Annotated in this window: 21 protein-coding genes; 13 read left to right on the top strand and 8 right to left on the bottom strand. The window is 48.6% G+C overall.

Annotation, left to right across the window (positions count from 1 at the left end; translation table 11 throughout):
• Positions 1 to 9 precede the first annotated feature (9 nt).
• From purD to gatB, 10 genes are all read left to right on the top strand, one after another.
• Entirely contained in the window at positions 10 to 1,257 is a 1,248-nt protein-coding gene (gene purD / locus ACTRXI_RS10920) for a phosphoribosylamine--glycine ligase (protein ID WP_474262459.1), read from the top strand.
• A gap of 369 nt (positions 1,258 to 1,626) precedes the next feature.
• The gene (locus tag ACTRXI_RS10915) at positions 1,627 to 3,369 is read left to right on the top strand and encodes an adenine deaminase C-terminal domain-containing protein (protein WP_474262458.1); all 1,743 of its coding nucleotides are present in this window, start codon (positions 1,627 to 1,629) and stop codon (positions 3,367 to 3,369) included.
• Between the two features lie 115 nt (positions 3,370 to 3,484).
• Entirely contained in the window at positions 3,485 to 3,799 is a 315-nt protein-coding gene (locus ACTRXI_RS10910; protein WP_022793704.1) for a YerC/YecD family TrpR-related protein, read from the top strand.
• Positions 3,800 to 4,025: 226 nt separating this feature from the next.
• Positions 4,026 to 4,712, top strand: a complete 687-nt coding sequence (gene pcrB / locus ACTRXI_RS10905; RefSeq protein ID WP_474262457.1) for a heptaprenylglyceryl phosphate synthase — start codon at positions 4,026 to 4,028, stop codon at positions 4,710 to 4,712.
• A gap of 73 nt (positions 4,713 to 4,785) precedes the next feature.
• A complete protein-coding gene (gene pcrA / locus ACTRXI_RS10900; RefSeq protein ID WP_474262456.1) occupies positions 4,786 to 7,008 on the top strand; it encodes a DNA helicase PcrA in 2,223 nt (740 codons plus the stop codon).
• Between the two features lie 14 nt (positions 7,009 to 7,022).
• The gene (gene ligA, locus ACTRXI_RS10895) at positions 7,023 to 9,026 is read left to right on the top strand and encodes an NAD-dependent DNA ligase LigA (RefSeq protein WP_474262455.1); all 2,004 of its coding nucleotides are present in this window, start codon (positions 7,023 to 7,025) and stop codon (positions 9,024 to 9,026) included.
• Positions 9,027 to 9,165: 139 nt separating this feature from the next.
• Positions 9,166 to 10,368 carry a CamS family sex pheromone protein gene (locus ACTRXI_RS10890; RefSeq protein WP_474262454.1) on the top strand — a complete coding sequence of 401 codons (1,203 nt, stop codon included), beginning with the start codon at positions 9,166 to 9,168 and terminating at the stop codon, positions 10,366 to 10,368.
• 110 nt (positions 10,369 to 10,478) lie between these two features.
• The gene (gene gatC / locus ACTRXI_RS10885; protein WP_091615876.1) at positions 10,479 to 10,769 is read left to right on the top strand and encodes an Asp-tRNA(Asn)/Glu-tRNA(Gln) amidotransferase subunit GatC; all 291 of its coding nucleotides are present in this window, start codon (positions 10,479 to 10,481) and stop codon (positions 10,767 to 10,769) included.
• Between the two features lie 17 nt (positions 10,770 to 10,786).
• On the top strand, positions 10,787 to 12,244 hold the full coding sequence (gene gatA / locus ACTRXI_RS10880) for an Asp-tRNA(Asn)/Glu-tRNA(Gln) amidotransferase subunit GatA (protein WP_474262453.1): 1,458 nt from the start codon (positions 10,787 to 10,789) through the stop codon (positions 12,242 to 12,244).
• Between the two features lie 16 nt (positions 12,245 to 12,260).
• Complete coding sequence (gene gatB / locus ACTRXI_RS10875) at positions 12,261 to 13,697, top strand: Asp-tRNA(Asn)/Glu-tRNA(Gln) amidotransferase subunit GatB (RefSeq protein ID WP_474262452.1); 1,437 nt, start codon at positions 12,261 to 12,263, stop codon at positions 13,695 to 13,697.
• 18 nt (positions 13,698 to 13,715) lie between these two features.
• Here the strand turns inward: gatB and ACTRXI_RS10870 are convergent, their stop codons facing one another.
• Complete coding sequence (locus ACTRXI_RS10870; protein ID WP_474262451.1) at positions 13,716 to 14,303, bottom strand: GNAT family N-acetyltransferase; 588 nt, start codon at positions 14,301 to 14,303, stop codon at positions 13,716 to 13,718.
• Positions 14,304 to 14,376: 73 nt separating this feature from the next.
• Entirely contained in the window at positions 14,377 to 14,688 is a 312-nt protein-coding gene (locus tag ACTRXI_RS10865; RefSeq protein ID WP_474262450.1) for a hypothetical protein, read from the bottom strand.
• A gap of 440 nt (positions 14,689 to 15,128) precedes the next feature.
• Here ACTRXI_RS10865 and ACTRXI_RS10860 point away from each other — a divergent pair, with 440 nt between their 5' ends.
• On the top strand, positions 15,129 to 16,064 hold the full coding sequence (locus tag ACTRXI_RS10860) for a helix-turn-helix domain-containing protein (protein WP_474262449.1): 936 nt from the start codon (positions 15,129 to 15,131) through the stop codon (positions 16,062 to 16,064).
• 116 nt (positions 16,065 to 16,180) lie between these two features.
• Positions 16,181 to 17,068: a diacylglycerol kinase gene (locus ACTRXI_RS10855; RefSeq protein WP_474262448.1), complete on the top strand. Its 888-nt coding sequence runs from the start codon at positions 16,181 to 16,183 to the stop codon at positions 17,066 to 17,068.
• A gap of 28 nt (positions 17,069 to 17,096) precedes the next feature.
• On the opposite strand, the gene ACTRXI_RS10850 is transcribed toward ACTRXI_RS10855, so the two are convergent.
• The 4 genes from ACTRXI_RS10850 to ACTRXI_RS10835 form a co-directional block, all read right to left on the bottom strand.
• Positions 17,097 to 17,669, bottom strand: coding sequence for a GNAT family N-acetyltransferase (locus tag ACTRXI_RS10850; protein ID WP_474262447.1), 573 nt, complete (start codon positions 17,667 to 17,669; stop codon positions 17,097 to 17,099).
• A 143-nt stretch (positions 17,670 to 17,812) separates the two neighbouring features.
• Complete coding sequence (locus ACTRXI_RS10845; RefSeq protein WP_474262446.1) at positions 17,813 to 18,184, bottom strand: DUF779 domain-containing protein; 372 nt, start codon at positions 18,182 to 18,184, stop codon at positions 17,813 to 17,815.
• A gap of 32 nt (positions 18,185 to 18,216) precedes the next feature.
• Positions 18,217 to 19,740, bottom strand: a complete 1,524-nt coding sequence (gene exaC, locus ACTRXI_RS10840) for an acetaldehyde dehydrogenase ExaC (RefSeq protein ID WP_474262445.1) — start codon at positions 19,738 to 19,740, stop codon at positions 18,217 to 18,219.
• 132 nt (positions 19,741 to 19,872) lie between these two features.
• Positions 19,873 to 20,853, bottom strand: a complete 981-nt coding sequence (locus ACTRXI_RS10835; protein WP_474262444.1) for an aldo/keto reductase family protein — start codon at positions 20,851 to 20,853, stop codon at positions 19,873 to 19,875.
• 172 nt (positions 20,854 to 21,025) lie between these two features.
• On the opposite strand from ACTRXI_RS10835, the gene ACTRXI_RS10830 reads away from it, so the two are divergent.
• Positions 21,026 to 21,550 (top strand): N-acetyltransferase family protein, encoded by a 525-nt coding sequence (locus ACTRXI_RS10830; protein ID WP_474262443.1) that lies wholly within the window; start codon positions 21,026 to 21,028, stop codon positions 21,548 to 21,550.
• Here ACTRXI_RS10830 and ACTRXI_RS10825 read toward each other — a convergent pair.
• Both ACTRXI_RS10825 and ACTRXI_RS10820 read right to left on the bottom strand, forming a co-directional pair.
• Complete coding sequence (locus ACTRXI_RS10825) at positions 21,538 to 22,263, bottom strand: potassium channel family protein (protein ID WP_474262442.1); 726 nt, start codon at positions 22,261 to 22,263, stop codon at positions 21,538 to 21,540. The two genes, ACTRXI_RS10830 and ACTRXI_RS10825, sit on opposite strands and share 13 nt — an antisense overlap.
• A gap of 15 nt (positions 22,264 to 22,278) precedes the next feature.
• Entirely contained in the window at positions 22,279 to 22,800 is a 522-nt protein-coding gene (locus tag ACTRXI_RS10820; RefSeq protein ID WP_474262441.1) for an N-acetyltransferase family protein, read from the bottom strand.
• Between the last annotated feature and the right edge of the window lie 10 nt (positions 22,801 to 22,810).

Here is a 22,810-nt window from a genome sequence, read left to right as displayed (position 1 = left end):
AGGATGGCGATGAATGTCTTAGTAGTAGGAGCAGGCGGTCGGGAGCATGCCCTCGCTTATGCCTTTGCAAAAAGTGCGAGTGTGAGCCGCGTGTATGCAGCACCGGGTAATGACGGTATGGAGAATTATGCGGAATGCGTGAACATAGCGGAAAGTGATCAGGAAAGCCTGGTTGCCTTCGCAAAGGAAAAGAAGGTGGAGCTGACTGTGATCGGGCCGGAAGCCCCGCTTTTGGCCGGGCTTGCCGACCGTTTTGAGCAGGAAGGGCTGCGTGTGTTTGGTCCGGGTGAGAAAGCAGCTATGATTGAAGGAAGTAAATCCTACGCGAAAGAAGTCATGGAACGCTATCATATTCCGACCGGCGCCTATGCTTCATTTTCAAAATATGAAGAAGCAAAGGCTTATGTACGCCGCCAGGGAGCGCCGATTGTTATTAAAGCAGACGGTCTGGCTGCCGGGAAAGGGGTCACCGTGGCGATGACCGAAGCCGAAGCGCTGCAGGCGCTCGAAGAAGTACTGAAAGACCACAAGTTCGGCGAAGCGGGAGCCGAAGTAGTCATTGAAGAATTTTTAGAGGGCGAAGAACTGTCTTTAATGGCTTTTGTACACGGTGAAACGGTCGTGCCAATGGTAGCTGCGCAGGACCATAAACGTGCATATGATAACGACGAAGGGCCCAATACCGGAGGAATGGGTGCTTACAGTCCCGTTCCTCAATTTACTCAAAAAGACATCGATGAAGCGGTGGAAAAAGTACTCCAGCCGGCAGCCTCCGGCCTGATGGAGGAAGGCGCGCCGTTCACCGGTGTCCTGTATGCCGGATTAATGATGACGTCTGCGGGACCGAAAGTGATTGAGTTTAATGCGAGGTTTGGTGATCCGGAGGCGCAGGTCGTGCTTCCGCGACTCGAATCGGATCTGGCGGAACTTTTGGTAACCCTCCTCGACGGAGGCAGGCCGGAGCCAGTCTGGTCGGAAGAAGCGGTACTCGGAGTAGTGGCTGCTTCTAAAGGCTATCCGGGCACCTATGAAAAGAACCGTCCCATCCATCATGTGCCGGAAAGCCCTCTTCTTTTTTTCGCTGGAGTGGAAAAAAAGAACGGCGTATATGTAAACAGCGGCGGCCGGGTGCTGCTGCTTTCAGAGAAAGCTGCGACCCTCGGGGAAGCGAAGGCACAGGTATATGAAAAAATAAAGGAACTCGATACGGGTAATTTATTTTACCGCACCGATATTGGTTTCCGGGCTCTGCAATAATGAAAAGCAAAACTGTTTCTGCCATCAGCAGAAACAGTTTTTTTATGAACCTTGCAAAGCGAATATGAAATTTATGTTATATTTCCTGTCATTTTCTTTCTCTCGGGCAAAGGATTCTGTTACAATGAGCAGGATAAAAATATTAGTACAGTTTTATCGGTCTTTCAATAAAATTTCCTAATATTTTAAGTGAATTCTGACAATTAACTGAAACTGTTTCACTATTTTTGTGAAATCATGAAAACAGTTGTAAAAAAGGAAAACGTTTCAAAATTGTCACTTGAAAATATAAAAAAGCGTTTACATTTGTGATATGATAGGGAAAATGAAATCGAGCAACGAACTGTGTGCAGGAGGAGAGATGTTTGGATGGCAAATAAGCTGTATCATTGGAGCAAATCAACATTGAGAGACCATCTTTCCGTGATGAGGGGCGAAACAGCTCCCTCTATTATTTTAAAAGATGCAACATACTTAAATAGTGCCCGCAAAAGCTGGAGCCGCGGGCACATATGGATATATGACGACCGCATTATGTACGCCGGGCCTGAATGGCCGGAGAAAACAGACGGATCGGAAATCGTCGACTGCAGCGAAAAATGGGTGGTGCCGGGTTATATTGAACCACATGCCCACCCATTCCAGTTGTACAGCCCGCAGACACTGGCGGAGTATGCGTCCGTGCGTGGAACGACTACACTTGTGAACGATAATTTGTTTTTGTTTTTAAATATGGAGAAATACCAGGCGCTTTCTGCCATTGAAGATCTTGGGGAGCTTCCTACGTCCATGTTCTGGTGGGCCCGGTACGATTCCCAGACAGAACTGGAGGAAGAAGACCGGTGGTTTTCGCCGTCGAACATGAAGGACTGGCTGGAGCATCCGCTCGTCGTCCAGGGGGGAGAGCTGACCTCGTGGCCTAAAGTGATGACGGGTAACGATACGATCCTGCACTGGATGCAATACACGAAGGAACTGAATAAGCCGATTGAAGGACACCTTCCGGGCTCCTCGGTATCGACGATTACGCAGATGGCACTGCTCGGCGTGGACGGCGAGCATGAAGCGATGACAGCAGAGGAAGCGCTTCGCCGGCTGGACGCAGGTCTCGTCACATCGCTGCGCTACTCTTCGATCCGGCCGGACCTTCCGGACATGATCGAAGGGCTGCTTGAGGCCGGAATCACGGACTTTCGCCGTTTTACGCTGAATACTGACGGGTCCACCCCGGCCTTTTATAAAGAAGGTGTTATTGACCGGACCATTCAAATCTGCCTGGACAAGGGCGTGCCCGAAATCGATGCGTATGAAATGGGCTCGTATAATGCGGCGGTTCACCTGGGTCTCGATAATTTGATCGGCATGATTGCCCCGGGGCGGCTTGCCCATCTGAATGTTTTATCGGATAAACGCGAGCCTAAGCCTGAAGCCGTGCTTGCTAAAGGCCAGTGGGTATACAGGAATGAAACGAACCTGTATCCGAAAAAGCCCTTCGAATGGGAAAAGTACGGGGTGACCCCGCTTGAAATTGACTGGGAATTAAAGGACAGCGACTTTCACTTTTCGATGCCGATGGGAATCGAGCTGATGAATTCCGTTATTTTAAAGCCTTACCATATCGGCATTGAAGCAAACAATGATGAGCTGTGGAAAACCCACGACGAGTCCTTTTTCATGGTCATTGACCGGTACGGAAAATGGCGCGTTAATACGATCTTAAAAGGGTTTGCAACCAAGGTGGACGGATTCGCGTCTTCCTTTAATAACAATGGTGATATTATTATGATCGGCAAGCATAAGGAAGATATGCAAAAAGCAGCCGAAGAACTCATCAAAAATAAAGGCGGGATTTTTCTCGTCGAGGACGGGGAAGTGGTGGAGCATATTTCCCTGGATATTTTCGGCCTGATGTCCTCGAAGCCGATGGAAGAGGTTATTGTTGAGCATGAAAAAATGGTAGCCGCGCTGAAAACCCGGGGCTATCCGCATGAGGATCCGGTTTATTCTCTCTTATTTTTTGCAGCGACTCATCTCCCGTATATCAGGGTTACGCAAAAAGGTATATATGACGTTCATAAAAAAATGGTACTCTTTCCTGCCATTATGCGTTAAACTGTAAAAGTAGGTACTGATATCAGCTAGTTTCAGCCTGGATGAAACTGTTTTGCGCGTCGCTTTATGAATAAATACCTTCGTCTGTCACGTAGCCAAAAAGGAGTGTAGTGTGTTGCAGATTGACAAATTAAGGGGGAAAGAGCTCGATCAGCTCTTTCAGGCGATCCTTTCGTTAAAAAATATCGATGAGTGCTATGAATTTTTTGACGATCTATGCACGATTAATGAAATTCAATCACTTGCCCAGCGGCTTGAAGTAGCAAGAATGCTTCAGCACGGGTATACGTATCACAAAATTGAACTGGAAACCGGTGCAAGCACCGCAACCATATCAAGGGTGAAACGGTGCCTGAATTATGGAAACGACAGTTATCAAATGACTCTCGACCGTGTGCATGATGAAAAACAGGAACAGGACTCACAATAGAGCGTACAGACAGACGCGTATAAAACTCCCGCCGGACTGCCGGATGGGAGTTTTTTTGCGGGGGAAACGGTATAAGTTTATTTAGGAACTGCGGTAGATTTGGTATAATGAAAGACTGAGGAATGAAAAGCGGAAAGGCACGGAAGGTTTGGCCGTTTCAGATCTTAGCAGCTTCAAATCGGAGCCTCTCTGGGCTTATCTATTTGCATAAAGGGAGTACGTCAGGATGCTATCATATTCAGAATGGAAACATGTCTTTAAGCTGGATCCGGCGAAAGCGATCAGCGACGAGAATTTAGAACAAATATGTGAGTCGGGAACAGACGCGGTCATTGTGGGAGGAAGCGACGGGGTTACCCTTGATAATACATTGAATCTTCTGGCCCGGGTGCGTCGGTTTCCAGTTGCCTGTGCGCTTGAAATCTCAAATATAGAAGCGGTGACCCCCGGCTTTGACTGCTACCTCGTGCCGACTGTGTTAAATGCAGGAGATGCCCGCTGGATTACTGGGCTGCATCAGCAGGCACTGAAGGAAATGGGCCCCGCGCTCGAGCAGGAGGAAGTACTAGCGGAAGGATACTGTATTTTAAATCCGGATGCCAAGGCAGCAGCATTAACAAAGGCCAGGACGGAACAGACGGACGAAGATATTGAAGCATATGCCGCGATGGCGGACCGGCTGTTTCATCTTCCGATTTTTTATATAGAATACAGCGGCACATATGGCGACGTGCGAATGGTTCAGAAAGCACGGGAAGCATTACACGAAGCAAGGCTCTTTTACGGCGGCGGTATCCGTTCGAAAGAGCAGGCAGCGGAAATGGCTGCTTACGCAGATACCATCGTAGTCGGAGATATTGTGTATGAGGATGTAAAGAGAGCAGTGCAGACCGTCAAAGCGGTCAGGCCGTAGCGTGAATCAAAAATATTCGGTATACTAAAACAGGAACGTATGTTCCTGAATACTTATGAAAGGCGGTGGCATCATGCAGCGACAAATCATTGAGCGCATGTTATCCGGAATGAACGAGCCGCAGAAACAAGCGGTGCAGCACACAGAAGGTCCGCTTCTGGTTATGGCCGGGGCAGGAAGCGGAAAAACCCGGGTGTTGACCCACCGGATTGCTTACTTAATTAGAGAAAAAATGATCCCGCCCTACGCAATTCTTGCAATTACTTTTACAAATAAAGCTGCCAAAGAAATGAAGGAGCGTGTCGGCAAACTCGTCGGACCGGTGGCCGAGGATATTTGGATGTCGACCTTTCACTCGATGTGCGTCCGCATTCTCCGCCGGGATATCGACCGGATCGGCTATAACCGGAACTTTTCGATACTGGATTCAAGCGACCAGCTGTCTGTTATCAAGCAAATCTTAAAGGATCAGAATATCGATTCGAAAAAGTTTGAACCACGGGCGATCCTTGGCATGATTTCGTCCAATAAAAATGTGCTTGAAACACCGAATCAGTTTGCAGAAAGAGCAGAAGGGCCGTTCGAAGAAATTGCAGCGGATGTGTATAAAGAGTACCAGCGGCGGCTCCGGAACAACCACGCCCTTGACTTTGACGATCTGATCATGAAAACGATCCAGCTGTTTGAAGACGTGCCGGAGGTGCTGCAGTTTTATCAGCGGAAATTCCAGTACATTCATGTGGACGAATACCAGGATACCAACCGGGCGCAGTACATGCTCGTGAATATGCTCGCAGCAAAGCGTCACAACCTCTGCGTTGTAGGGGATTCAGACCAATCCATCTACAAATGGCGCGGGGCGGATATACAAAATATCCTTTCCTTTGAGCGGGACTATTCGGAAGCAGTCACTATTTTCCTCGAACAGAACTACCGGTCGACGAAAACGATTCTGCGCGCGGCAAATGAAGTGATTAAAAACAATGCCGGGCGTAAAGAAAAAACGCTTTGGACGTCGAATCCGGACGGGGAAAATATCTACTATTTTCAGGCCTCCAACGAACGCGACGAAGCGTATTACGTAGTGGATAAAATCAAAGAAATTACGAGAAAGAAGGATATACGCCACGGTGATATTGCCGTTTTATACCGGACAAACGCGCAGTCCCGTGTGATTGAGGAAATGTTTGTGAAATCAGGCGTGGAGTACAACATGATTGGCGGCACCAAGTTCTATGACCGAAAAGAAATCAAAGACCTGCTCGGCTATCTGCGGACGGTGGCAAATCCGGATGACGACATCAGCCTCGGGCGGATTGTAAATGTGCCTAAAAGAGGCATCGGAGCTTCCACGATGGAAAAGGTGACAAAGTATGCTGCGAGTCAGGATATTTCCCTCATCCATGCGCTGCAGGAGGCCGATCAGATTGGTCTTGGCGCCGGGCCGGTCAAAAAGCTGCAGTCCTTTGCCGAGCAGATGAAGCATTGGATGCAGATGCAGGACTACCTTTCGGTCACCGAACTGGTCGAAGAGCTCCTGGAGAAAACCGGCTACCGGGAAGCATTGAAAAATGAACGCTCGCTGGAGTCACAGAGCCGCCTCGAGAACCTCGAAGAATTTATGACGGTCGCCCAGGAGTTTGAAAAACGGAGCGAGGACAAATCGTTAATTTCCTTTTTAACGGATCTGGCGCTTGTGGCTGACCTAAATGAAAATGATGACACCGACGTGCGGGACAAGGTAGCTATGATGACCCTGCACTCCGCCAAGGGACTGGAATTCCCGACCGTATTTCTTATTGGGATGGAAGAAGGGATCTTCCCGCACAACCGTTCACTGTTTGAGCCCGAAGAAATGGAAGAGGAGCGCAGGCTCGCCTACGTTGGAATGACCCGGGCCGAGCAGGAGCTTCACCTGACCCACGCTTCCATGCGGATGCAGTACGGACGAACGCAGGCAAACCCAATGTCGCGGTTCATTCAGGAGCTCCCACAGGAGCTGATTTCCGGACGTGAAGAAAAGCAGCAGAATTCCGCCGGCGGAAAAACGGCTTCCCCGTTTGAACGGAAGCGCCAGGCTGCAACGGCCGCTCCCCGGGAAAGCAAAGCACCGACGCCAAGCGGCGGCAGTGACCTTTCCTGGAATATTGGCGACAAGGCTAAGCACAAAAAATGGGGAACCGGCACCGTTGTCAGCGTACGAGGTGAAGGCAACGACATGGAACTCGATATTGCTTTTCCGAGCGAAGGTGTCAAGCGGCTGATGGCCACGTTTGCCCCAATTGAAAAAGCGTAGAAAGGACGAAGCCGATGGAGAGAAAGCAAGCAGAAGAACGTGTAGAACAACTCCGTGAGCTGTTGGATAAATACGGCTATTATTACTATGTCAAAGATAATCCAATCGTGCCGGATGCTGAATACGATGAACGGCTGCAGGAGCTGATCCAGCTTGAAAATGATTTCCCGGATCTGCAGGCTCCCGACTCTCCGACGGTCCGAGTTGGAGGAGCGCCCCTGGAAGGCTTTCGCAAGGTGCAGCACCGGATTCCGATGCTGAGCCTCGGAAATGTGTTCAACGAACAGGATGTGCGTGACTTTGACAGGCGGGTGCGCCAGGTGACCGGTGACAATGTGGAATACGTGTGCGAGCTGAAAATAGACGGCCTGGCCGTATCGCTCTCCTATGAGGACGGACGCTTTGTGCTCGGGGCGACCCGGGGCGACGGCACAACCGGAGAGGATATTACCCATAACCTGAAAACGGTCCGGGCGATCCCTCTGCGTCTTGAAGAAGCAGTGGATATTGAAGTGCGCGGAGAAGTGTTTATGCCGGAGCGCTCGTTTCTCAGCTTGAACGAAGACAAGGAGAAAAACGGAGAAGAGCCGTTTGCCAACCCGCGCAACGCAGCTGCGGGTTCCCTCAGGCAGCTTGACCCGAAAATTGCGGCCAAGCGAAACCTGGATATTTTTCTGTATGGTGCCGGCAACGATGATGAGCTGGACGTGAATACGCACGCCGAATCGCTTGATTTTATGGATCAGCTCGGATTCAAAGTGAACCCGGAAACGAAAAAATGCCGAACCATTGAAGAAGTACTGGAATTTGTAGACTACTGGACGGAAAACCGCAACGGGCTCTCCTATGAAATCGATGGCATCGTTATCAAGGTGGACGATCTAGGCCAACGGGAGGACCTGGGCTTTACAGCAAAAAGTCCACGCTGGGCGACGGCCTATAAATTTCCGGCAGAAGAAAAGGTGACGACGCTCGAGGATATTATTTTAAGCGTTGGACGTACCGGCGTAGTGACCCCAACGGCGAAGCTGACGCCGGTTCAGGTGGCAGGAACGACAGTGCAGCGGGCTTCGCTTCATAATGAAGATCTGATACGGGAAAAGGGAATCAAACTCGGAGACCAGATTGTCGTTAAAAAAGCCGGAGATATTATTCCGGAGGTCGTGCGGGTGTTAACCGAGCTCCGCGAAGGAAATGAACGGGAATTTGAAATGCCCACAGAATGCCCCTCCTGCGGGACAGAGCTTGTACGTCTCGAAGAGGAAGTGGCTCTTCGCTGCATGAATCCAAACTGTCCGGCACAGCTGCAGGAAGCGTTGATTCATTTTGTCTCCCGGGGGGCGATGAATATCGATGGCCTCGGAGAAAAGGTGATTCAGCAGCTGTTTTCGCATCAATTAGTCTCTGGGATTGAAGACATTTATAAGCTCGACCGGAATGAACTGCTTGAGCTTGAACGCATGGGGGAAAAATCCGTTGATAATCTTTTGAGAGCGATTGAAGCGTCCAAGGAAAATTCACTGGAACGCTTACTGTTCGGCCTTGGCATCCGGTTTGTCGGCTCCAAAGCGGCCCGGACGCTGGCAGAAGAATTCGGTACGATGGAGGCACTTGAACAGGCAGATAAAGACCAGCTTCTTGCCATTTATGATATTGGTGAGAAGGTAGCAGATTCCATTGTCAGTTATTTTGAACAGGAAAACGTTTCGGTATTGCTCGGCGAGCTGCGCCGGCTCGGGTTGAATATGGAATATAAAGGCCCGCGGAAATCTGAACAGGCAACAGATACTGTGTTCAGCGGTAAAACGGTCGTTCTTACCGGCAAGCTGCAGGAATTAACCCGCAAGGACGCCAAGGAACGTATTGAGGCGCTGGGTGGAAAGGTTACCGGCAGCGTCAGCAGCAATACGGATATCGTGGTGGCAGGAGAAGAAGCCGGCTCTAAATTGGAAAAAGCGAGAGAACTGGACGTGACCGTCTGGGACGAACAGCAGTTAATTGGGCAGACAAGTGAATAAAAAGAAGATAAAAGTAGCTTGTTTCACTCGGGCATACCTTCTAAGATAGAGATGGGAAAGAAAAAAATGTAAGCCTCTGGATGCACAAAAGAGGAAAAAATATCTGGAAGGAAACGCCGGGAATGGAGGAAATGATATTATGCGGAAAAGAGCCGGCCTTGTTATAGCTGCTTCCGTGTTTGCATTATCAGGATGCGGGTTGTTTGGCGGGGGTGAATCAGAATCAGAGAACTCTCAGCCGGAATCAGAGGAAGAGCTGTCGCTGAGCGCCGGCATTCCAAGTCTGGATGAGTACTACCGGGCGGTGCTCACTGACGATGGCCAGTACGTCACAGGTGAATCCCGGGGGCTCAGTAATTCCATTGTTTATAACCGCTTTGATCTGGAGCGGATGGAAATAGGCATGCAGGAGCTTGCTTCGGAAGAGTTCAGTCAGGATAACTACTATTTCCGGGAAGGGCAGGTCATTGAACGCAGTGAGTTAAATAACTGGCTGCTGCGGGAAGGCGAAGAAGGCGACGGTGAACCAACGACGAGGCCGAGAGGGCTGAATCCGCCGCTTGCCGGGAGTGAAGGAGACGAGTTTGAGGAGCGCGAACGCGGTGAACCGAGAACAATGTCCAACCTGCTTGAACATAACTACATGGAAGAGGGAAGCGACGGCCTTGAACTTGGCGGTATTGTCATTGGGCTGTCGATGAATGAAACATATTACTTCCGCGAGGAATATGAAGACGGTACATACGGACCGTGGCTTGAAGAGTCCATCAGTGAAGAAAACGCTCTTGAGGACGCGCAGCGTATTGCAGAGGAAATTACCCAGCGCCTGCGAAACGACGAACGCGATAATGCAGACCAGATTGAAGAAGTGCCGATCATGTTTACCGTCTTCCAGGAGGCACCGAGAGACTCGAGCGTGCCGGGAACGTTTATTGCAACCGGTATGGCTGATCCGGGACAGGAGCCCGGAAACTGGAATGAATTAAATGAATCAAACTATTTGTTCCCGTCTTCGGAAGCAGAAGAAAATAACCGTTCTGATTCCGAAATGTTCGATGAGTTTAGTAATGAAGTGAACAGCTTTTTTGACAATACAGTCGGTGTAGTTGGAGAAGGTCATTACGTTAATGGTGAACTCGACAGCCTGACGATTGATATTCCAATTCAATTTTACAGTAAAACAGAAATTATTGCCTTTACTCAGCACGTGGCGGATAAGACAGAAGACATTTTTCCAAACGGTCTTGAAGTGGAAGTGAATATTAATTCCTCCTCCGGTCAGGAAGCGTTAATTACGAATGAACCGGGAGAAGATATGTACGTTCACGTATACAATGAGTAATTTGTGAGCGCGGGAAGTGGGCACAGTTGCCCGCTTTCCTTTTTCTTTGATATGATCAGAGTATTGTCCCAACAGAAGAACGATAGAAGCATTTAAAGGAGGAAAAACTGATGGCTCATATTTCAAAAGAAGATGTGGAGCACGTGGCCCATCTCGCACGACTTTCCGTTTCTGATGAGGATTTGGAAAAACTGACCGAAGAGCTTGATGCGATAATTGGATTTGCTGAACAGCTTGATGAACTCGATACGACTGACGTGGAGCCGACATCCCACGTATTGGATATTCACAACGTACTGCGTGAAGATACCATTCAACCATCGCTTGACCGGGAGGAAGCATTAAAAAATGCGCCGGACCAAAAAGACGGCCAGGTGAAAGTACCATCCGTGCTGGAGTAAAAGAAGGGAGATAACGTATGTCCATTTTGGAAGAAAGTGTAGCGTCGTTACATACGAAGATAAAAAACCAGGAAGTAACTGTCACCGAACTGGTGGAAGCTTCATTTGCCCGTATCCGTGAAGTAGATACAGACGTAAAAGCGTTTTTAACGTTAAATGAAGAACGGGCACTCGAGCAGGCTGAAAAGCTCGACAAGCTTATTCAAAACGGTGGCGAGGTGCCGTTTTTGTTTGGCATGCCGGCAGGTATTAAAGACAATATTATCACCGAGGACCTTCGGACCACCTGCGCAAGTCAGCTGCTTGCAAACTTTGATCCGGTTCATAATGCGACCGTGATGGATAAACTCGGAGAAGCAGAAACGGTCACCGTCGGGAAGCTGAACATGGACGAATTCGCCATGGGGTCCTCTACGGAAAACTCCGGCGTGCAGGAAACGAGAAACCCGTGGAACACCGATTACGTTCCGGGCGGTTCGAGCGGCGGCTCAGCAGCCTCTGTGGCAGCCGGCGAAGTGCTGTTTTCGTTAGGCTCTGATACAGGAGGATCCATCCGCCAGCCCGCTTCCTATTGCGGAGTTGTCGGCTTGAAGCCTACCTACGGACGCGTATCTCGTTACGGTCTTGTTGCTTTTGCTTCTTCCCTGGATCAGATCGGACCGCTTACCCGTTCGGTTGAAGATAATGCTTACATACTGCAGCAGATTGCCGGTCATTCGGAAAACGATTCGACCTCCGCAGATGTTCAGGTACCAAATTATCTGGAAGCACTAGGCAGGAACGTTAAAGGCCTGAAAATTGGTGTGCCGGCCGAATACATCGGAGAAGGCGTAGATGAAGGCGTCAAACAGCGTGTGCTTGAAGCGCTGAAGGTACTGGAGGAGCAGGGAGCAGTATGGGAGGAAGTCTCCCTTCCGCATTCAAAATACGCAGTGGCTGCGTACTATTTAATTGCTTCTTCAGAGGCTTCAGCCAACCTGGCCCGCTTTGACGGTGTCCGCTACGGTGTTCGCGATGAAAACGCGAAGGATCTGGTGGAGATGTATAAAGAAACCCGCAGCAAAGGCTTCGGTGAAGAAGTGAAGCGCAGGATTATGCTTGGAACCTTTGCTTTGAGCGCGGGTTATTATGATGCTTATTACAAGAAGGCCCAGCAGGTACGTACACTCATCCGACGGGACTTCGAAAAAGTATTTGCCGACTATGATGTTATCGTCGGGCCGACAGCGCCGACAACTGCATTTAAACTCGGGGAGCAGCTTGATGATCCGCTCACGATGTACGCCAACGACATTCTAACCATTCCGGTAAACCTGGCTGGTATTCCGGCGATTTCTGTGCCGTGCGGCTTCTCGGACAATATGCCGGTTGGCCTGCAGATTATAGCCAAGCCGTTTGCTGAAGAAACGATCTATACAGTTGCCCACGCCTTTGAACAGGCAACTGAACACCATAAAGCCAGACCGGAATTATAGGGGAGGAACCAGGACCATGAACTTTGAAACAATCATTGGACTCGAAGTCCATGCAGAGTTAAAAACAAATACAAAGATTTTCTGCAACTGCTCAACCGAATTTGGTGCTCCTCCGAATACGCATACGTGCCCGGTCTGCCTGGGCCATCCAGGAGTGCTGCCGGTTTTGAATGAGCAGGCGGTCAACTATGCCATGAAAGCAGCGCTTGCATTAAATTGCGATATCGCCGCAGAAACGAAATTCGACCGTAAAAACTACTTTTATCCCGACAATCCGAAAGCTTATCAAATTTCCCAGTTTGACCAGCCAATCGGAGAAAACGGGTGGATTGACATTGAAACAGAAGAAAACGGACCGAAGCGTATCGGTATTACCCGTATTCACATGGAAGAAGATGCCGGAAAACTCACGCACGACGAAGACGGCGGCCACTCTCTGGTTGACTTTAACCGTGTTGGCACACCTCTGATTGAAATTGTGTCAGAGCCGGATATTACGACGCCGGAGGAAGGCTACGCTTATTTGGAAAAATTAAAAGCGATTCTGCAGTATACCGACGTTTCCGACTGCAAAATGGAAGAAGGATCGCTCCGTTGTGATGCGAACATTTCCATCCGTCCGGCAGGCCAGGAGGAATTTGGCACGAAAACTGAGCTGAAGAACCTGAACTCATTTACGAATGTGCAAAAAGGACTGGCATTTGAAGAAGGACGTCAGGAAAAAGAACTGCTTTCTGGCGGAGAAGTACTGCAGGAAACGCGCCGGTGGGATGACGCGAAAAAAGAAACAATTCTGATGCGTATCAAAGAAGGCTCGGATGATTACCGTTACTTCCCGGAACCGGATCTGGTCACGTACTATATCGACGAAGACTGGAAATCACGAATCATGTCATCAATTCCTGAACTTCCCGACGCACGGAAGAAGCGTTATATCGAGGACTTCGGTCTTTCCGAATACGATGCATCAGTATTGGTGCAGTCCAAGGCCATCGCAGACTTTTTCCAGGAAACTGTTGATGCCGGAGCGGACAGCAAGCTTACAGCCAACTGGCTGATGGGCGAGATAAGCGGCTATTTAAACAACAACGATATGGATATTGACGAGACGGCTCTCACGCCGGAGTCGCTTGCCAAGCTGATTGAACTCATTGAAAAAGGCACCATTTCAAGCAAAATTGCCAAGCAGGTTTTTGCAGATGTAATGGAGCAGGGCGGCGATCCGGAACAGATCGTAAAAGATAAAGGACTTATGCAGATCTCTGATGAAGGAGAGCTGAAGCAGGTAGTTGACGGCATATTGGATAACAATCCGCAGTCGATTGAAGACTACAAAAATGGAAAAGACAAAGCGCTCGGCTTCTTAGTCGGCCAGGTGATGAAGGAAACGAAAGGGAAAGCCAATCCGCAGATGGTAAACTCTTTAATTCTTGAAGGCATGGAACAGCGCTAAACAGAAAACCCCGCAGATTTAAACCTGCGGGGTTTTTGTATGCTCCATTCCGGGACCGAGAATAGCTGGAAGCCAGAAGCGCGAACGCATCGTATAGACAACGTGATCAACATAATGGTCGTACAGCCATTCGGCATTGCGCACATATTTATATTTTTCAAAGCCGAGCCGCTCCGGAATTGAACGACTGGGACGGTTGTTTGGAGCGACACAAATATCCACACGCCGGAGATGAATATCCCGAAAGGCATAATCAGTCAATGTCTGTACTGCCCGGGTCATAATGCCTCTTCCCTGAAAGGGGGCGGCAAGCCAGTAGCCAATGACAGTGCGCCGGGTGAGCCGGTACACGTGGTTGAAGCTGATCGCCCCGGCGAGCCTGCCTTCGTACCAGATACCAAACGTGTAAGAGGTGCCGCGGCGGGCAAGTTTAGCCCGGTGTTCAAAAAAACGGAGTACATCGCGCAGCTCGCGTGTTTTATCCACCCAGGGCAGCCAATGACGCAGGTATGAACGATTATCATCCACCAGCTGCAGATAATCGGCAGCGTCCTTATCTTTAAACGGACGAAGGTATATTTGGGAATCCACGGTAAACTCAGCCATTTTTTATCCCCTCCGTAAACTATAGGTGGAGAGTATTTTCCCGATATTTTGCCGAATATAACCCATTTTCTGTTCACGCAGAAAGCCGGGCCCATTCGTGCAGCCGCCAGCGCATATACACAAACTGATTCGAAGAAACGTGCTGAAACGTATCAATTAAAAGACCATAACAAACAGGCTCTTCTTCGAGTGCTTCCTTAAGGATGGCGGGGTGTTTGTGCCAGAGTGTACCCATCATTTCAATATAAGGGAGACGGACACCAATAAGGGCGACTTGTTCAAACACCTGATCGCGGAGCTGGCAGAGCTCGGCTGGATCGTCTGCATGATCCAGCTGGTACAAAAATTGATCTACAAAGTAAGCAATATGTTGATCCGGATGCATGGCTGCTCCTCCAATGCCGATAAATGGTCAGTTAATAAGTAAAAAAAAGAATCCCCTGCCAGCTAAACTGCAAGGGATACAAAAAATATAACAGGGGTAAGCTTGGTTAATGGTGTGAAACGTGTGTCGAGGGTGACGGTTTACACTTAGAACTTAGATATTAAGCTACTCCAGGCAGGTTGACTAGAGTTTGAAAATCCCCAGCAGCAGCTGCAAATGATGCCATTACGGCAAAAGTTGCTATTCTAAATAAATAAGCTTTGGACATTACTGCATACCTCCTAAAGACTAGTTAATCAAGCTCTATCCATATTATTACACAATTAATAAAAAAGTGTATTCCGAGAATTCGGGCTTTAGAAGAGATTAACTGTCTTAAGGTCCGGTATTCATGCTACAATAGAAATGTTAAGAACTATAGTACTAAACAGGAGGTTGCTATGGAAATATTAACTTTAGGTACAAAACTTAAAGATTTAAGACAATACTATGAAATTAGCCAAAGTGAACTAGCTAAAAGTATATGCTCACAAAAAGCTATTTCCAAAATTGAAAGAGATGAAATGCAACCGACTGCAGAAATTTTAAATTTAATAGCTATAAAATTAGGGGTTAAGATAAGTTATTTTTTTGACGATCATGAAGCTCCACGATTTAATTACATTCGAGACACTAAAGATAAAATTGATAAGTTAATCCGCGACTATGACTTTATTGAGGCGATGAATATCATAAGAGAAGAGTTAAAAAATCCTCTTTTTAGGAAGCCAGTGCATAAAAAGTTTTTATTGTGGAAAAGAGCTATTTTACATTTTAAATTAACAAATGAAAAAGAAGAAGCTTTAGAATTATTGCAATTAGCCCGAGATCTTAAGACAGAAACCTTGAGTATTACAGAAGAAGACGTAGGCATTATTATAAATTTTGGTACTATTTTTATGGACACAAAGGAATTTAATAAAGCAGTTAAATATTTTGATGAAGCGCGAACTTTATATAAAAAGCTACCGATAGATCAATGGGGGCCGATGCAAACAAAAATATATTTCAATACATGTGTAGTTTATGCAAACTCTAATAAATTTAAAAAAGGGTTAAAAGTTGTTGATGAAGGAATCAAAAACGTATATGAGCAGGAATCCTTATACTTATTAGGAGAATTATATTATCAAAAAGGAATATGTTTGTACTATTTAGGTAATATAAAAGAAGCGCTGCGTTGTATGGAGAAATCCTTATTTTATTTAGAAGAAAAAGGCCAGACAATTTTCTATGATTTTATTCTTCAAAATTATTTACGTTTTCAGCGTGCAGCCCTGGCACAGCGGCCATATTTTCAACCGGGCAGTATCGACCCCACAGCCGCTACTGTTTAATGAATTAACAATAGTATACAATTAATTAGTAATGCATGTAACAATGACTGACAAAGATAGTTCTTTTATATATTAGCCAAATGAATTGAAATCTTCGATGTAATAGGGGTTATAATATGCGAAAACGAGCGAGAGTAATCTACAATCCAACGTCTGGAAGAGAGCAGATGGAGCGGCAGGTGCCTTATATATTAGACCGGATGGAACAGGCAGGTTACGAAACATCAGCCTTTATGACCCGGGGAGAGGGTGACGCCCGGGATGAGGCACGGCGCGCTTCACAGGATGGGTTCGAAGCTGTAATTGCCGCAGGCGGGGACGGAACGATTTTTGAGGTCATTAATGGAATCGCTGAACAGGAATGGCGCCCCAAAGTAGGACTTATTCCGGCCGGAACGACGAATGATTTTGCCCGGGCCCTTGGACTGCAGGGAAAAGAAATCAAAGAGGTCTGCGACGTATTTGCGCGCGGGCGCACCCAGGGCATTGATATAGGAAAGGCGAACGGCTCGTACTTTATTAATATTGCTGCGGGGGGAAAGCTGACGGAGCTCACCTATGACACTCCGAAGGGGCTGAAAACGGCGCTGGGGCAGGCCGCCTATTTCATTAAAGGATTTGAGAAATTCTGGTCTCTGCACCCGCAGATGACGACTGTTGAATACGATGGAAAGCTTCTCGAGGAAGAAATTACAATGTTTCTCGTATCCAACACTAACTCCGTCGGTGGTTTTGAAAAACTTCTACCACAGGCAGAATACAACGACGGTTATTTTGATGTGCTTATCGTACAGAAAATGACGATGTTTGAATTCAGCCAGCTGCTGCGCCAGGCTCTGCGCGGGAGGCATCTGGAAAATCCCAAAATTAAATATTTTAAAGCAAAACAGCTTCGTATTGAGGCAAAAGAAGACATGCAGCTGAATCTTGACGGGGAATACGGCGGCCATCTGCCGGCGACGTTTGAAAATTTGTACCAGCATATTGAACTGTTCTGCCCATAAAAAAACAGCCGAATCGCCGGCTGTTTTTTTAATAGCTTTTCCATTCTGTTTTTAAAATAGCGTAAATCATCACATCCCGCCGTACCCCCTGAATCAACAGTGAGCGGCGCAGTGTGCCTTCATGCACCATGCCAACCTTTTCCATTACCTTGGCAGAGGCTGTATTTTCGGTGAAACACCGGGCTTCAATCCGATGCAGGCCCATATCTTCAAAGCCGAAGCGGATAATTTCCCGTGCCGCTTCCGATCCGAACCCCTGATTCCAATGATCCGGGGCGAGCGTGTAGCCAATTTCCCCGGCGGCATGACCCCGGTCCCAATGCACAAAATCGATGGTGCCGATTACTTTGCCGGAGTCCTTGCGTTCGATGCCAAATGGCGCCCGGTCGCCGTATTTATAGGAATTCATCGTGATATCCAGAAAATCTTTTGTTTCCCCGCGGCTTCTGTGGGTGTCCCACAAAACGTTGCGGGAGACCAGCGGATTGGAGGCGTATTCGTAAATGTCTTCAAGATCTGAATAACGAAGGGCCCGAAGCCGGAGCCTTGACGTTTCCAGGGTGGGGAAGGGTCTGAACGGTGATGTTGATGAATGATGCATAGGCCTTCATCCTTTACTGTAGCGCGCCCTCAAACGGTGCTTATTTCTTTGTTAATTATAGAATAATAAGAAATACCTAAAATGACAATAGGCACACCGGACAGAAAACAGGCATTCTGCGCAAATGCAGAATGCCTGAATGTTTAAACAGTAGAATTGTGTTCGAGCTCTGTGCGTTCTTCTTCGGAAAATACCCGGGAGCGGGTTAAAAACCGTTTACCCTCCGGTCCTTCTAGAGAAAACATCCCACCCCGGCCGTCGACAACATCAATTATCAGCTGTGTGTGCTTCCAGTATTCAAATTGATCCTTCGACATATAAAACGGTGCCCCGCCGATATCTCCCATATACATATCACTGTTGCCCGTTTTAAAGTCACCTTCCGGGTAGCACATCGGGGCGCTGCCGTCGCAGCAGCCGCCGGACTGGTGAAACATTAACGGACCGTGCCGTTTTGTCAATCTGTTGATTAGTTCAAGGGCAGTGTCAGTAGCGGTTACACGCTCTACTGCCATGAGACATCCTCCTTTTTAATGCTTCCGGCCGCTTAAAAGAATCCTTTCGGCTGTTCGCTGTAGCTGACCAGAAGGTTTTTCGTCTGCTGGTAATGGTCGAGCATCATTTTGTGGTTCTCCCGGCCAATACCTGATTTTTTATAGCCGCCGAACGCAGCATGCGCCGGATAGTCATGGAAGCAGTTCGTCCATACACGGCCGGCCTGGATCGCGCGTCCGAACCGGTATGCGGTGTTCATATCACGCGACCAGACGCCAGCGCCAAGTCCGTACAGCGTATCGTTGGCGATTTCCATCGCTTCTTCCTTCGTTTTAAAGGTAGTCACACTCAGCACAGGTCCGAAGATTTCTTCCTGGAACACACGCATTTTGTTATGGCCTTTAAATACGGTCGGCTGCACATAATATCCCTGTGAACGGTCTTCATCGTCGACCTGGGCTGCTTCGCCGCCGACCAGAACCTCTGCACCCTCCTGTTTCCCAATATCCAGGTAGGAAAGGATTTTATCGAGCTGTTCCTTGGAAGCCTGGGCGCCCATCATCGTGTCGGTGTCGAGCGGATGACCGACGTTGATGGCTTTAACGCGTTCAATAGCCCGTTCAATAAATTTATCGTAAATGGATTCCTGAATGAGAGCACGGGATGGACACGTGCAGACTTCCCCCTGGTTCAAGGCGAACATGACGAAGCCTTCGATTGCTTTGTCGAGATACGAATCGTCCTCGGCCATTACGTCTTCAAAGAAAATATTCGGTGATTTGCCGCCAAGCTCGAGCGTTACCGGAATTATATTTTCCGAAGCGTATTGCATAATCAGTCGTCCGGTCGTCGTTTCCCCGGTGAATGCCACTTTATCAATGCCTTCGTGCTGGGCAAGCGGTTTGCCGGCTTCAACCCCGAATCCGCTCACTACGTTCAGAACGCCCGGCGGCAGAAGGTCTTCAACGAGCTCAAGCACCTTGTAAATCGACGCTGGTGTCTGTTCAGCCGGTTTGAGAACAATGCAGTTGCCGGCAGCAAGTGCAGGAGCGATCTTCCAGATCCCCATAAGAATCGGGAAATTCCACGGAATAATCTGGCCGACAACGCCGAGCGGCTCATGGAAATGATATGCTACAGTGTCATCGTCGATCTGGCCGATTGTTCCTTCCTGGGCACGAATAACGCCTGCGAAGTAGCGAAGATGATCGATGGCAAGAGGGATATCAGCATTCAGTGTTTCCCTGACAGCTTTGCCGTTTTCCCATGTTTCGGCAACGGCCAGCATTTCAAGGTTTTCTTCCATCCGGTTCGCCATTTTATTTAAAATATTGGAGCGTTCGGTCGTGGACGTTTTGCCCCACGCTTCTTTTGCTTTATTGGCTGCTGCCACTGCCGCATCAACGTCCTCTTTCGTTGAACGGGCAATCTGACAGAAAACGGTACCGGTAACCGGACTGACGTTATCAAAATATTCGCCCTGGGCCGGCGCTCTGTATTCGCCTCCAATAAAGTTATCGTATTTGTTTTTAAAATGTACGAGGCTTTCGGGGGTGTTTGGTGCATCGTATCTCATGCAAAATCCTCCTTCGTTTTAGAGAAAAATTGGAAACGCTTACACAAGTTCATTATAGCACCATTTAAAAATAATGAAAATATAGAAGTTCTGAATATAAAAATAATCCCGCCGGCTGCGGCGGGATAGTGTTTAATGAAGCCTGGAGGTCACATCTTCGATTTCCTGAAGGGTGCTGTCGATTTCATCGAGCAGATTGTCCGGAAGTTCAAGCTCTGCAGCTTTTAAATTTTCTTCGAGCTGTTCGGGACGGCTCGCTCCAACAATGGTAGAGCTTACGCCAGGCTTTCGGAGAATCCAGGCGAGGGCGAGCTGGGAAAGCTTAACGCCGAGCTCGTTACGGGCTAAATTCTCCAGTTTTATGACGTTTTCGAGAATCCGGTCATCCATAAAGCGTTCCATAGCGAAATTAATATCTGAATTGGCAGCACGGCTGTCGGACGGAGGCTGCTCGCCCGGACGGTATTTGCCGGTTAAAATGCCCTGGGCAAGCGGGGAAAAGACGACCTGTCCGAGCCCTTCACGTTCGCTGATCGGAAGGACCTCTTTTTCAATATAGCGTACGAGCATATTGTAGATGGGCTGGTTCGATACCGGCCGGTGAAGATTTCGTTTATCAGCAATATGTGCCGCATCGCTGATCTGGGCACCGGACCATTCGCTGAAGCCGTAGTACAAAATTTTGCCCTGGCGCACAAGGTCATCAAGCGCCATCAGCGTTTCCTCCAGCGGAGTATCAGGATCATAGCGGTGGCATTGATACAGATCCATGTAATCCGTACCGAGCCGCTGCAGGCTGGCATCGCACTGCTCCATGATGTGCTTGCGGGAGAGTCCGCGGTCGTTCGGACCGCCTCCCATTGGAAAATACACCTTCGAAGCCAGCACGTAGCTGTCCCGGTTGTAGGAGCTTAAAGCTTTGCCTACGACCTTTTCCGCTTCTCCTTTATTGTAGACGTTCGCCGTGTCAAAGAAATTAATGCCATTTTCATACGCATGGTGAATAATGTTACCAGCAGTCTGGTCCTCCACGGAGGAGCCGTAGGTAAGCCAGCTGCCAAGGCCTATTTCACTTACTTTTACGCCGGAGTTCCCTAATCGACGGTACTTCATGCGAACACGTCCTTTTCATAAGTATAATTCCCTGCGGCAGAGAGACAGGTTACGTGAAAGGTATTCCTTTGTTCATTAAATTGTAAACAATTTGCAGGCGGATGCTGAAATAAACAAAAGAAAAACAGGTATGTTATTCTAGGAAAAAAAGCAGGATAAGGGGTAGATGCACGTGGACTATTACATAGCGAGAATGCAAAAGGAGCATTGGCCTGAAGTCCGGGACATATACGAAATGGGAATTATGAGTGAGCATGCGACATTTGAAACGGAGGCGCCGTCATGGGAGCTTTGGTCAGCGACGCACGATCTGGCCTGCCGTCTCGTTGCTATCGACACTACAACTGAAAAAGTAATCGGCTGGGCAGCGCTTGCCCCGGTTTCCGGCCGGGAAGTATATGAAGGCGTAGGCGAAACGAGTGTCTATATTCACCAGGATGAACGCGGCCGTGGTGTGGGTGGAACGCTTCTGGAAGCATTAATTGAAAAAGCGGAAGCAGAAGGCTACTGGATGCTGCAGGCCGGCATTTTTCCTGAAAATGACTATAGCCTGCGTATTCACCGGCGTAAAGGCTTCCGAGAGGTAGGTGTACGGGAGCGTATCGGCAAAATGCAGGGACGCTGGCGCGACGTGGTGCTGCTTGAACGCCGCAGCCAGGTGGTGGGCGTGGAAGAGGAAGACAATTACGATGATTGATCTTCCTCTTTTTTGTAGCGTTCCTTCCACTTTTCAAGCGAAGCGATCATATCATCCATCTCTTTTGCTGTAAGCTCCGGATAGCGGTTCAGCGTTTCCTGCACGTGCCGGGCTTCCGGCGGAAGCGTACGGTGATCATGAGAGAAAAAGGCAGCTACAGTACCGGTAACAATGCCGATTAGTCCGATGCCGACGATCATCAGGATGCTTGCAATAATCCGGCCGGCAGTCGTTACCGGATAAAAGTCGCCGTACCCGACCGTAGTCGTTGTCACGACGGCCCACCAGAGCGCTTCTTCGTATGTATGAAAGTCAGGTTCAATCCAGCGCATGGAAAGACTGGCCGCAAACAGCAGCACGCCGACAATGATCACTGCCCGGTCCACCTGATATTTGGAGAAAAAGACATCAAGCAGGGAATGCCGGCGGCTGAACAGCACGATCAGACGCAGAATTTTCAGCAGACGGATGAGGCGGGCAGCCCGGAAGATTTCCCCTAGCGGCAAAATGGCGATCAGTTCGAGCGGATTGCTTTTGATGTACTGCCACTTGCTGTCGCTCGCAAAAAAGCGGACGCTGAAATCAATTACAAATAAAACATAAATAAATATATCAAGCGCCCTGGATTGCTCAGGCGGCAGATCTACCGTTAAGGAAAATATTAAGAGAGCGGCAAGAATCAGCTCATAAATTGCTTCAAATGAAATGCGCAAGGTTGGTGCTCCTTTCTACAGCAGCTTAGCCATCATAATTTCATTGACGTATGTCCCGTGGGCGAAAAGCGACTCCTGTTTAACGCCTTCAATCTGAAAGCCGAAGCGTTCATAGAGTACACGCGCCCCGGCATTTTCTTCTATTACGGTCAGCTCCAGACGGTGAAGCCCGCGCTTTCCGGCCCATGCTTCGATATGCTCAAGGAGCCGTCTTCCAAGACCCAGGCGGTGATAAGCGGGCAGGATCCCTATAACGACAGAGGCGGTCAGGCAGTTGCGGATGGTGCTGCCGCCGACGCCCATCGCGTGGCCAACCACCACACCCGCATCTTCCACAATAAAAAGCACAAGATGATCCTTCATAATAAACTCGTTCACCATATGCTGATGCTGCTCGGCTGTTGGCTTTCGCTCTCCTGGCTCCATCAGCATATAAGATGTTTCATTATCGAGCTGCTGACTGAACGCCAGGTGAACGTTCGCATCCGATGGTTCAATCAGACGGATGTCCATATGTATCTCTCCGTTCTTTTTCATTTGCTTATAG

The sequence above is a fragment of the Marinococcus sp. LNHM4E3-1 genome (genome assembly GCF_056034405.1).
Note: the sequence above shows the minus strand (reverse complement) of the source record. Positions and strands in the feature narration are given on the sequence as shown.